This window comes from Pseudomonas sp. AG1028 (assembly GCF_007993955.1).
Taxonomy (GTDB): domain Bacteria; phylum Pseudomonadota; class Gammaproteobacteria; order Pseudomonadales; family Pseudomonadaceae; genus Aquipseudomonas; species Aquipseudomonas straminea.
In genome coordinates, this window is the sequence record NZ_VIVP01000001.1 from 644,028 (window position 1) to 656,321 (window position 12,294).

Annotated in this window: 5 protein-coding genes; 3 read left to right on the top strand and 2 right to left on the bottom strand. The window is 61.2% G+C overall.

All coding sequences use genetic code 11. The annotated features are described in order from the left end of the window. Positions 1-136: 136 nt before the first annotated feature. From FB481_RS02950 to lapD, 3 genes are all read left to right on the top strand, one after another. Entirely contained in the window at positions 137-565 is a 429-nt protein-coding gene (locus FB481_RS02950) for a hypothetical protein (protein ID WP_093503558.1), read from the top strand. Positions 566-682: 117 nt separating this feature from the next. Next, complete coding sequence (lapG, locus tag FB481_RS02955) at positions 683-1,378, top strand: cysteine protease LapG (RefSeq protein ID WP_244154154.1); 696 nt, start codon at positions 683-685, stop codon at positions 1,376-1,378. Positions 1,379-1,398: 20 nt separating this feature from the next. After that, a complete protein-coding gene (lapD, locus tag FB481_RS02960) occupies positions 1,399-3,330 on the top strand; it encodes a cyclic di-GMP receptor LapD (protein ID WP_147175024.1) in 1,932 nt (643 codons plus the stop codon). On the opposite strand, the gene FB481_RS02965 is transcribed toward lapD, so the two are convergent. Together FB481_RS02965 and FB481_RS02970 are read right to left on the bottom strand one after the other, a co-directional pair. Beyond that, positions 3,331-3,669 carry a hypothetical protein gene (locus FB481_RS02965; protein ID WP_013792353.1) on the bottom strand — a complete coding sequence of 113 codons (339 nt, stop codon included), beginning with the start codon at positions 3,667-3,669 and terminating at the stop codon, positions 3,331-3,333. Positions 3,670-3,793: 124 nt separating this feature from the next. Continuing rightward, the coding region (locus FB481_RS02970) for a Calx-beta domain-containing protein (protein WP_147175025.1) at positions 3,794-12,294 on the bottom strand (8,501 nt) is incomplete at its 5' end.

The following is a 12,294-nucleotide window of genomic DNA, read 5'->3' on the forward strand; positions in this document are numbered from 1 at the left end:
GCGACGCTGAAATGATTTGTAGCGACTGAGCGACGAGTGGAACGGATTCGGCAATGTCGAGGTTGTCTGATGGGCTGGGGATATCCCCGGCATCGGCAGCCGCCGATGCGCTATTCGCGGTCGAAGGAGGCCGCCTATGATTCGCAAATCCATGCTCATCGCGTTGTTGGGTTTTTCGCTGGCTGGCTGCGCTGTGTATGGCGATAGCCGTTATGGCAACCGCTATTACGAACGTCAGTATTACCCGGGCACCTATGTGGAACGCACCGAGGTCTATGGCGCACCCAGGGTTTACGTCTACGAGGACCGCCGCTACCCACCGCCGGTTTACTACGTACCGGCGCCCCCACCACCGCCTCGGTACTACAGCACACCGGCCTACGACCCGCGTTATTACGGCCGTCACGACCGCAATCGTCCTGACTACCGTCCGGCACCGCCGCCGGGTTGGGAGGGGCAGCGTTATCACTACCAGCAACAGCAGCGGCCGCGCCCGTCACCCCCGCAATGGCAGCCGCGCGAGGCGCCTCAGCGTATCCAGGGCATGCCCATGCGCGAGCGCTGACAGCCCCACCGATGCGCACCCCGGTGCGCATCGGCACGTTCGTCGCCTGTAGTGGCATCTAGCAATTGTTTTTTAGCCTTACGCACCGCACCATGATGGCGTTGCCTGTCTGGAAGCATGGTCGTGCCCATCGGCGGTTCTGGCGTTCTCTCACTTCGTTCTCGCTGGCCTGTGCTGGTGGCGTGGCTGCTCGCCCTGTCGCTGGTGGCGGGCGGGCTGCAGGCGCAGTGGGACTTCCAGCGTATTGCCGCCCGCGCCGAAAAACTCTACGGCCCGCTGGGCGCCGGCAAACCGCGTATCGATGCCTGGCAGCGCCTGCTCGACGAGCAGCGCAATGCTCCCGAGGCCGACCAGCTCAAGGCTGTGAACCGCTTCTTCAATCTGCAACTGCGTTTTCGTGATGACCAGGAAATCTGGGGTGTTGCCGACTACTGGGCGACGCCTGTCGAGGCGCTGATGCGCGGCGCGGCCGATTGTGAAGACTACGCCATCGCCAAGTATTTCAGCCTGCGCGAGCTGGGCGTGCCGCCTGAAAAGCTGCGCATCACCTACGTAAAAGCCGTACGCCTTAACCAGGCGCACATGGTGTTGACCTATTACCCGACCCCCACCTCGGTGCCGCTGGTACTGGATAACCTGATCGATGCCATCGAACCGGCGACCGAACGCCGGGATCTGGTGCCCGTGTATGCCTTCAACGCCGAAGGGCTGTGGGTGCCCGGGCCGGCAGGCGGCAAGCAGGTGGGAGACAGCAAGCGCCTTTCGCGCTGGCAGGATTTGTTGAAGAAAATGCGCGCCGAAGGGTTTCCTTAAGGCGTAGCGAGGAGTTGTGCATGTCACTGTTCAAGCAGTTGTGTGTCGCCATCTGCGTGCTGATGCTGGTGAGTTTCGCCGGCAGCGTCGTGGTCAACGTGGAGAGCTCGCGCGAGCAGCAGGTCAACCAGTTGCGCTCCCATGCGCAGGACGCCGCCACGGCGCTGGGCTTGTCGCTTGGCTCGCACCTGGACGACCCGGCGATGCTGGAACTGATGGTCAGCTCGATCTTCGACAGCGGCTATTTCGAGAGCATCCGCGTGATCAGCCCCGACGACAAGGTGCTGGTCGAGCGTTCCGGCCCGAGCCTGGGGCGCGGCGCGCCGCAGTGGTTCGCCGATCTGGTAGACCTGGCGCCGGCCCAGGGCGACGCCATCGTGAGTGACGGCTGGAGCCAGGCAGCCCATGTCGAAGTGGTCAGCCATCCGTATTTCGCCATCGCCAAGCTGTGGCAGACCGCCTACGCCACCTTCCTGTGGCTCGCGCTGATCAGCCTGCTGTGCATTGGCCTGGGGGTGCTGCTGCTCAAGCGGCAGCTACGCCCGCTGGAGTATATGGTCGAGCAGTCCAACGCCATCGCCCGCCGCGAGTTTCTCAGTGCCTCCAAGCTGCCACGCACGCCGGAGTTTCGCCGGGTGGTGGCCGCCATGAACCAGATGGTGGAAAAGCTCAAAACACTGTTCGACGAGGAAGCCTCGCGCAGCGAGAAACTGCACGCCGAAGCCTACCAGGACAGCCTTACCGGGCTGGCCAACCGTCGCTATTTCGACCTCGATCTGGAGGCCCGCCTGACAGGTGAAGAGCGGGCCAGCAGCGGTGTGCTGATGCTGCTGCGGGTTAATGACCTGGCCGGGCTGAACCAGCGTATTGGCGGACAGCGCACCGACCAACTGCTCAAAGCTGTGGCCGAACAACTGCAGCAGGTCAGCCAGGGGCGTTTCCTGCTGGCGCGTAACCGCGGTGGTGAATTCGCCTTGCTGGCTGCCGGTGTCGACCGGCAGGAAGCCGAGCAACTGGCCGAGCAACTGAGCAACGCCTTGCTGTCGCTGCAGCAGACCGGAGCTAGCGACTGCTCACCCGTGGCGCATATCGGTATCACCAGTTTCGCACCAGGGGCGAGCAGCAGCGAGCTCTATAGCGCACTTGATGCCGCACTGGCTGAAGCCGTCAGCAACAGCCACAGCCAATGGGCGTTCGTCGAGCATCGCCCGCAAGCCGCTGCCCCCGGCGAGCGCAACGACTGGCACCGCCTGTTGGACAGCGCACTGCTGGAGGGGCGTTTCCTGCAGTACGCGCAGCCGGTGGTCAATGCTGCCGAGCCGACTCAGGTGTTACACAACAAGGTACTGGCGCGTTTGCTCGATGAGCGCGGCGAAACCATTCCCGCCGGCCAGTTTCTGCCGTGGCTGGAGCGCTTTGGTTGGACCGCACGTCTGGATCTGGTGATGCTTGACGCCTTGCTGGCGCAGCTCGCTAGTCACGACGGCAAGCTGGCGCTGAGCCTGTCCGGCAGCAGCGTGCGTGACGCACGGGTGCTGGAGCAGATCTACGAACGGCTACGCCTGCATCCGGCAGTCGCTGGCCGTCTGATTCTGGAACTGGACGAAGGCCAACTGCCCGGACCTGCCGAGCTTGAGACGATCACCCGAAAGCTGCGCAGCCTGGGTGTCGAGCTGGGTCTGCAGCATTTCGGTGGGCGCTTCAGCATGATCGGTAACCTGGCCAAACTCGGCCTGGCTTACCTGAAGGTCGATGGCAGCTTTATTCGCGGCATCGATCAGGAAGGCGACAAGCGCCTGTTTATCGAGGCCATGCAGCGGGCGGCCAACAGCATCGATCTGCCTTTGATCGCCGAGCGGGTGGAAACCCGTGGGGAGTGGCAAGTACTGCAGGAAATGGGCGTCAGCGGGGTGCAGGGGCGCCTGTTCAGCGAGCCGGCGGCATGGGCCTGATCAGATCAGGCCGCGCTCTTCGTCGTTGATTAAACGGTTCATGCCGCCGAGTGCGTCACGCGCTCGGCTGCGGCCCATCAACTTGCTCTGGGCCGCCTCCGGCAGGTCGGTGATGCGCACCACGCCTTTCTTTATCAGCACGTCGATCAAATCCTCGAGCACGCGGATCATATCCAGGTCGCTCTGCTTGAGTTGCAGCAGGCTGCTTTCCACGTTCTGATTGGAAAACCAGGCTCGCGCCTCTTCGCTATCGGCCGTCAGCTCGCCGTTCATTCCCTCGAAAGGCTCGGGCTGCACGCGCAGCAGTTCGCCTTCGGCATTACGTTTTATGTAGAACACGGCCTTCTCCGCTAAAACCTGTCTGCTATAGCTTAGGGTCTGTTGACGTTTCGCGCACGGCTCGCGCTAAAACATCAACAGACCCTAACACCCCGCCACAAAAGTGTGGCGGGGCACTGGCCTATCAGGGGTCGACCTTGATCGTGTGGTTGGCGATCAGCGTGTTGATGTCGTAGCTCGGCAGGCTGGCCTGGCCGAGATCAATCTGCACGTCGGCCTTAGCTGCGACTTGCTGGGTGGTGGTGTCGGCGTTGTTGAACTCGCCCTTGGTGCTGATCAGCAGGGTAGAGCTGCCGTTGTCCGTCACCAGCTTCAGGTAGCTGTCCAGGTTGTTGCTGTGATCCTGCAGCAGCGAGCTGAGGTCGATGGTGTCGCCCTCGGCCACGTTGAAGTCCTTGATCACGTCTTTGCCGAAGTCGCCTTTCTGCCAGGCGAAGGTATCGGCACCGGCACCACCGAACAGAATGTCGTCACCTGCACCACCGACCAGCAGGTCGTTGCCGCCCTGACCGTAGAGGATGTCGTTGCCGTTGCCGCCGTACAGCTTGTCCGCGCCGCCGCGGGTATCGCCGGCCACGTTGAAGGTGTCGTGGTTGGCGCGGATATAGTCGTACAGGTCTGCGTTGGTCGGTGCGACGCCGTTCTTCAGCTCCAGGAAGGTCTCCAGGGCTTTCACTCCCGAGCCGTTGTACATGTCGGCGGGTTTGGCCGGGTTGCCATTGAGACCCCAAGGTAGCGCGTCGGTGTTGATCACGTCGCCGAAGATGATGTCGTTCCCATCGCCGCCGAAGATGGTGTCGTTGCCCACGCTCACCGGCACATTGGCGTTGGAGCCACCGTGCAGGGCCACCGATAGCTCATCGGCCGAATTGACGATCTCGACCTTGCCGACCGGCACCTTGGTGTAGTCCACGCGGGTAATATTGTCGATCGACATGGAGGCGCTGTTGAGGTTGAACGACTTGTCGTCAACACTGAACTCCAGGCGATAGGTACCTGCACCGACCACCGAGGTTTCGACGTTCGTCCAGTTGCCGCCAGTGGTTCCGCCGCCCGTTTGTACATCGGTCCAGGCGCCATTTACCAATTGCTGCAGCTTCCAGGTGAGCGAGTCGCCGCTGCCGGTGTCCGTTGTGCCGTAGGCAAACTTCAAGCTGCTGAAGGAGCCGTCCGCAATCGTCAATGTCGGGGTTGCCGCTGTGACAGGCGTGCCGCCCCAGGTATCCCGGATTACCAGCGTGTCGGCGCTGCGGCTTACGGAGCTACCGCCACCTGTTCCGGACGTGTCCCAACTGCCCAGGTTGTTCCAGCCGCTGGTGTTGTTGTTGAAGTTGGCCAGCACGGCTTGCGTGCCATTGGTCAGGTAGGTGGATGCCGGTGTATCCGTGGTGTTGTCGTACAGGCTCAGGTTCTTCTCACTGACCCCCGAACCGATGCCGATGGCCTGCACCGAGCTCTTGCCGGCGAGCACGTTGAAGGTATCGAGCGAGCCCAGCAGTACCTGATCGGTAGTCGCCGAGCCGTTGCCACTGAGCGCAGTGGTATTGCCGTTGTAGTAGTAGGTTGGGTCGCCGTCGGACAGGAAGAACGTCAGGTTCTCGTAACCGGCTGCCTTGGTATGGCCGGCAGTGCTCTGTGCGTCGAACCAGGCGCTCGCTTCCTTGAAGGCGGCCTCATAGTTGGTGCCGCCACTGGCGGTGAGCTTCTGGATATTCGCCAGCAAGGCGTCGAGGCTTGTGCCACTTTGCAGGTCTTCGACCTTGGCACTGAGGGTTACCTTTTCAGCGAAGCCCACCAGCGTGACGTTTACCACACCATCGTGGCCCGCCAGGGTTTTCACGAAGTTCGACAGCGCAGTCTTGGTCAGGCTCATGCGGTCACCCTGCATGCTGCCTGAGGTGTCGACGAGCAGGGCGATGTTGTAGTTGGTCGCCGGCTGAAGGGTGGTCAGCGTACCGCCGGCATCACCCAGCAGCACATCGTTGCCGGCGCCTCCACGGATGGTGTTGTCGCCGTTGTCGTTGGCGCCGTCGCCAGCCACGTGGATAACATTGGCGGCCTGGTTGACCTTTAGGGTAACGGTCGCCGTATCGCTGCCGCCTTTGCCATCGCTGATGGTGTACTGGAAGGTGGCGTCGCCGTAGAAGCCCGACTTGGGCGTGAACACGACATTGCCGTTGTTGAGCGTGACCGTGCCGTTGGTGGCGTTCTGAACGCTGGTGATGGAGAGGCTGTCGTTGTTCGGGTCGGTGTCATTGCCGAGCAGGGTGCTGCTGGCGATGGTCAGGCTGTCGCCGGCGTCCATCGTCAGGCTGGAGGTGGTCGGCACGTGGTAGAGCATGTCCGAGTCGACGACCTTGAAGTTGCCTCCCTGGCCTACCTCGACCTTCAGGCGTGCATCGCCGCCCTGATCCCAATAGATGATCTCGATCTGCTGAGGTCCGGCATTGGCAGCGCCGATGGTGAAGGATTTGCCAGTGGCGGTCGCACTCGACTGGATGTTGTTGAATTCGGCGACCACCTGGCCATTGATACGGATACTGTAGCCGTCGTCCGCGGTCACCCGGAACTGGTAAGTACCTGCGGCCAGGTTGATGTAGCCGCTCATCTTGATGATGGCGTCGGAAGTATCACCGGGGTCCGTGGACAGGGCGTTGGCCTTGGCGCCATTACCCGTTGTGGTGTTGACGCCCAGGAAAGCCTGCAGGTTGGTGCCGTTGCCCAGGCCCGTGGCGTTGCTCAGGTTGCCGTAATCCAGCGTCGTGGCATTGAAGGTCGCCGCGGCTTTGTGGGTGTCGATGAACTGGCGAACCTGGCTCAGGTTCGTCAGGTTGGCGCCGTCGTTGCCGGCACCGGTGCCGGTGTCGTTATAGCCGAAGTACTCGGCTTTCAGACCGGTGACCTTGGTGTAGCTGTCGTCCTTCGCATCCGGCGTGCCATCGATGATGCCGCCAGTGGCGCTCTGGCCGCCGATGTCCAGCTTCACCGTCTCCAACGGCTCGCCTACTACGTTGTCGGCAAGGGTCTGCACGGTAACCGAGAAGCTGGTGACACCTGCTGGCACGGTGATCTTGCCGGTGTTGGCATCGTAGGTCACACCGTTGCTGAAGCTCTGAGCGTTCAGCTTGTAATCGACGTTGGCGGTTGCCGTGCCGGTGGCGTTGAAGGACAGCAGGGTCGGCGTCGAACTGGCGTTGCTCAGGGTGACGTTGAACACCAAGTTGTTGCCTTCGACCACATTGTCATCGGCCGTGCCAGGCTGACCGACTTCGATGGTTTTCACCGTCGGAACCGGGTCGTTGTCGATGATGGTCGCAGTACCGACCTTGCCGCCCACATTGAGCGTGAAGGTTTCGGTTGGCTCGTAAACGGTATCGTTGATGGTTGGTACGGTGACGGTGAAGCTGGTGACGCCGGCCGGCACGGTGACGGTGCCGTTTGCGGCGTTATAGGTCACGCCGTTGCTGAAGCTTTGGTTGGTCAGGGTGCCGTTGTAATCGCTACCGGCAATCGCAGTACCGGCATTCAGGGCAAGACTGAAGGTGGTCGGCGTGCTGCTGGCGTTGGTGAGGTTGACGGTGAAGACGGCGTTATCGCCTTCATCGACCTGGCCGCCGGAGCTGTCGACCGCGGAGCTTACGGTGCTAACGGTTGGAACCGGGTCGTTGTCGATGATGGTTGCCGTACCGACCTTGCCGCCTACATTGAGCGTAAAGGTTTCGGTTGGCTCGTAAACGGTGTCATTGATGGTCGGTACCGTGACGGTGAAGCTGGTGACGCCAGCCGGAACGGTAACGGTTCCATTTGCGGCGTTATAAGTCACGCCATTACTGAAGCTCTGGTTGGTCAGGGTGCCGTTGTAATCACTGCCGGCAGTGGCAGTACCGGCATTCAGCGCGAGGCTGAAAATAGTAGCGGTACTGCTGGCGTTGGTGAGATTGACGGTAAAGACGGCGTTGTCGCCTTCGTCCACCTGGCCGCCGGCGTTATCAACTGCCGAGCTCACAGAGCCTACAGTCGGCGCCGCATCGTTATCGATGATGGTCGCGGTACCGGTTTTCCCGCCGACCGTCAGTGTGAAGATTTCGGTCTGTTCGAAGACAGTGTCGTCAACGGTCGGCACGGTGACGGTGAAGCTGGTGACGCCAGCCGGAACAGTGACGGTGCCGTTCGCGGCGTTATAAGTCACACCATTGCTCAAGCTTTGGCTGGTCAGCGTGCCGTTGTAATCACTACCGGCAATCGCAGTACCGGCATTCAGCGCGAGGCTGAAAGTGGTAGCGGTACTGCTGGCGTTAGTGAGGTTGACGGTGAAAACAGCGTTGTCGCCTTCATCGACCTGGCCTCCGCTGCTGTCCACCGCCGAGCTGACGGTGCTGACTGTCGGAACCGGGTCATTGTCGATGATGGTTGCCGTGCCGACCTTGCCGCCCACATTGAGCGTAAAGGTTTCGGTTGGCTCGTAAACGGTGTCATTGATGGTCGGTACCGTGACGGTGAAGCTGGTGACGCCAGCCGGAACGGTTACTGTGCCGTTTGCCGCGTTGTAGGTCACACCGTTGCTGAAACTCTGGTTGGTCAATGTGCCGTTGTAATCGCTACCGGCAGTCGCAGTGCCCGCATTCAGCGCGAGGCTGAACGTGGTCGGCGTGCTGCTGGCGTTAGTCAGGTTGACGGTGAAGACGGCGTTGTCGCCTTCATCGACCTGGCCACCGCTGCTGTCCACAGCAGCACTGACGCTGCCGACAGTCGGCGCCGCATCGTTGTCGATGATGGTCGCAGTACCGGTTTTGCCGCCAATGGTAAGGCTGAAGGTTTCAGTGGGCTCGCTGACGGTGTCATCGATGGTCGGCACGGTGACGGTGAAGCTGGTCACGCCGGCTGGAACGGTAACGGTTCCATTTGCGGCGTTATAAGTCACGCCATTACTGAAGCTCTGGTTGGTCAGGGTGCCGTTGTAATCACTGCCAGCAGTGGCAGTACCGGCATTCAGCGCGAGGCTGAAGGTCGTCGGCGTGCTGCTGGCATTGGTGAGGTTGACGGTGAAGACAGCATTGTCGCCTTCATCGACCTGGCCGCCGGCGCTATCAACCGCCGAACTTACAGAACCAACAGTCGGCGCGGCATCGTTGTCGATGATGGTTGCCGTGCCGGTCTTCCCGCCAACGGTAAGGCTAAAGGTCTCAGTAGGCTCACTGACGGTATCGTCAATGGTAGGCACGGTGACGGTAAAGCTGGTTACACCCGCAGGCACGGTTACTGTGCCGTTTGCAGCGTTGTAAGTCACGCCGTTGCTGAAGCTCTGGTTGGTAAGCGTTCCGTTATAGTCGCTACCGGCGGTTGCCGTGCCAGCGTTCAGCGACAGGCTGAAGGTGGTTGCCGTGCTGCTGGCGTTGGTGAGGCTGATGGTGAAGACCGCGTTGTCGCCTTCATCTATCTGGCCACCGCTGCTGTCCACAGCAGTACTGACGCTGCCGACAGTCGGCGCTGCATCGTTGTCGATGATGGTCGCAGTACCGGTTTTGCCGCCAACGGTAAGGCTGAAGGTTTCAGTGGGCTCGCTGACGGTGTCATCGATGGTCGGCACGGTGACCGTAAAGCTGGTGACGCCGGCCGGAACGGTGACGGTGCCGTTTGCGGCGTTATAGGTCACGCCGTTGCTGAAGCTTTGGTTGGTCAAGGTGCCGTTATAGTCGCTGCCGGCAGTCGCAGTACCGGCATTCAGGGCGAGACTGAAGGTGGTCGGCGTGCTGCTGGCGTTGGTGAGGTTGACGGTGAAGACGGCGTTGTCGCCTTCATCGACCTGGCCGCCATTGCTGTCCACCGCAGCGCTAACGGTGTTTACGGCAGGCGCCGTATCGTTATCGATGATGGTCGCAGTGCCGGTTTTCCCACCTACGGTCAGGCTGAAGGTTTCAGTTGGCTCGAAAACGGTGTCATTGATGGTCGGCACCGTGACGGTAAAGCTGGTCACGCCCGCCGGTACGGTGACGGTTCCGTTGGCGGCGTTGTAGGTCACGCCGTTGCTGAAGCTCTGGTTGGTCAGCGTGCCGTTGTAGTCACTGCCGGCCGTTGCGGTACCGGCATTGAGCGCGAGGCTGAACGTGGTCGGCGTGCTGCTGGCATTGTTGAGGTTGACGGTAAAGACGGCGTTGTCGCCTTCATCGACCTGGCCGCCAGTGCTATCGACTGCAGCGCTGACGGTATTGATAGCCGGAGCGGCATCATTGTCGAAGATTGTCGCGGTACCTGTCTTGCCGCCAACGGTCAGGCTGAAGCTTTCGGTCGGCTCGAACACGCTGTCGTTGATGGTCGGCACGGTGACCATGAAGCTGGAAACGCCTGCAGGCACGGTGACGGTTCCGTTGGCGGCGTTGTAGGTCACACCATTGCTGAAGCTTTGGTTGGTCAGCGTACCGTTGTAGTCATTGCCCGCTGTTGCGGTGCCCGCGTTAAGCGCCAGGCTGAAGGTCGTGGTGGTGAGGCTGGCAGTGCTGAGGTTGACGGTGAAGACGGCGCTGTCGCCTTCATCCACCTGGCCCCCGGTGTTGTCCACGGCATTGCTGACCGCACCGATACTCGCAGCCGCGTCGCCCGTCACGTTCACCGTGACCGTGGCTTTGCTGGTTCCACCATTGCCATCGCTGACGGTGTAGCTGAACGAAGCGGGGCCGTAGTAATTGCTTGCGGGTGTGAAAGTGATGGTGCCGTTGTCGTTCAGCGTAACGGTGCCATGCTTGGGATTATCCACGCCGACGATACGCAGGCTGTCACCGTCCGCGTCGCTGTCGTTGGCGAGCAGCGTTGCCTGGGAGATCGTCAAGGCATTGTCGTGCCCGGTGACCAGGGCAGGGTTGGCCTGGGCCGGAGAGTAGTTGCCCAGCGGCTGGTAAGGGCCGCCAGCGAAACTCAGCGTGGGTTGCAGTACGGCCTGACCACCCTGGTCCCAGTAGATGATTTCGATGGTGTGCGCGCCAGGCTCACTGATGGTGAACGAGCCGCTGTTGGTGCTCGGCGACTGGTTGCCATCGAACCTCGAGACGATCACGCCATCGATCGCAATGCTGTAGCCATCGTCCGCCCTGACCTGGAACTGGTAGTTGCCCGCCTGCAGTTGCAAGGTGCCGCTGAGTCTGATGATCGCGTCACTGCTGTTTTCCGGGTCGACGTTCAACGATGCCGCGTCAGAGCCCAGGAATGACTGCAGGTTGTTATTTCCGCCGAGGTCGCCGCCACTCAGGCTGTAATTGATGTTCTTCGCCACGAAGGCGGCATCAGGCGAGTTGGCGGCGATAAAGGCGCGCACCTGAGCCAGAGAGGTCAGGTTCGCCCCATCCAGGTTCGCCCCTTCGTGGTAGGCGTAATATTGGCCGGTGAGACCGGCTGCCATGCCTGGGTCGTTAACCGCGATCGGATCCTGGTTGGCGATGATGGTGACTTTCTGGGTGTCGGTGGAGCCCACGTTACCCGCATCATCGATGACGCGTACCTGATAGGTGTGATCACCCAGCGACAGGGTGCGGCCATCCGCGTAATCCCAGTTTCCGTTGCTGACGGTCAGGTCCTTCCAGGTGCTGCCGCCGTCCACGCTGATCTGCGCTTTCTCGCCGGCGCCCAGAGGGCCGACCGTACCGCTTACGGTCAGGGTGCTGTCACGGGTGATGAAGTCCCCGGGAGTTCCCGTGTCTTCAGAGATCTTGACGATATCGATTGCCGCTGCAGGCGGTGTGATGTCGACGCGGTAGCTTTCGGTATCCGCGCCAATGCCAACGTTGCCTGCGGCATCGGTGGTTCTGACGCTTGCATCGATGGTGCGATCGCCATCAGCGGCCAGATCGGCGCCGGGCACGTTGATGCTAAAGCCCAGCGTGCCATTTGAACTGGCAACGACCGAACCGGTGAATTCTTTGCCATTGACGGTCAGGGTGACGGTATCGCCAACCTTGGCATCGCCACCGACAGTGCCGGTAACCGGGATCTGCTGACTCGATTCGGCGATGTTGATCACGTCATCGGCGGTGATGTTGGCGTCGAGGGTGATGGTCGGCACAGGTGCGGTGACGTCGACGCTATAGCCTTCGGTGTCTGTCGCGGTGCCGGTGTTACCGGCAGCGTCGGTGGTGCTGACGCTGGCTGTAATGGTCTTGCCGGCATCGGCAACTAGGTCGGCGCCCGGCACATTGATGCTGAAACCAAGGGTGCCGTTGGCATTGGTTACCAGACCGGTGAAGCTCTTACCATTCACTGTGAGGGTGACGGTATCGCCAATCTTGGCGTCGCCGCCGACGGTGCCGGTGACCGGGATCTGTTGGCTCGACTCTGCAATGTTGATTACGTCGTCTGCAGTGATGTTAGCGTCGAGCATAATGGTCGGCACTGGAGCGGTGACATCTACGCTGTAGCCTTCAGTGTCTGTCGCAGTGCCGGTGTTGCCGGCGGCATCGGTAGTGCTGACGCTGGCATTGATGGTCTTGCCGGCATCGGCGACCAAGTCGGAACCTGGGACGTTGATGCTGAAGGTCTTGTCGGTCTGTACCTGACCAGTAAAGGTCTTGCCATTAACGGTCAGGGTGACGGTGTCACCGACCTTGGCATCGCCACCGACAGTGCCGGTGACCGGGATCT

Excerpts from the sequence above, each read along its gene's own strand:
- FB481_RS02950 (WP_093503558.1), top strand. The coding sequence starts at position 137 with ATGATTCGCAAATCCATGCTCATCGCGTTGTTGGGTTTTTCGCTGGCT.
- lapG (WP_244154154.1), top strand. The coding sequence starts at position 683 with ATGGTCGTGCCCATCGGCGGTTCTGGCGTTCTCTCACTTCGTTCTCGC.
- lapD (WP_147175024.1), top strand. The coding sequence starts at position 1,399 with ATGTCACTGTTCAAGCAGTTGTGTGTCGCCATCTGCGTGCTGATGCTG.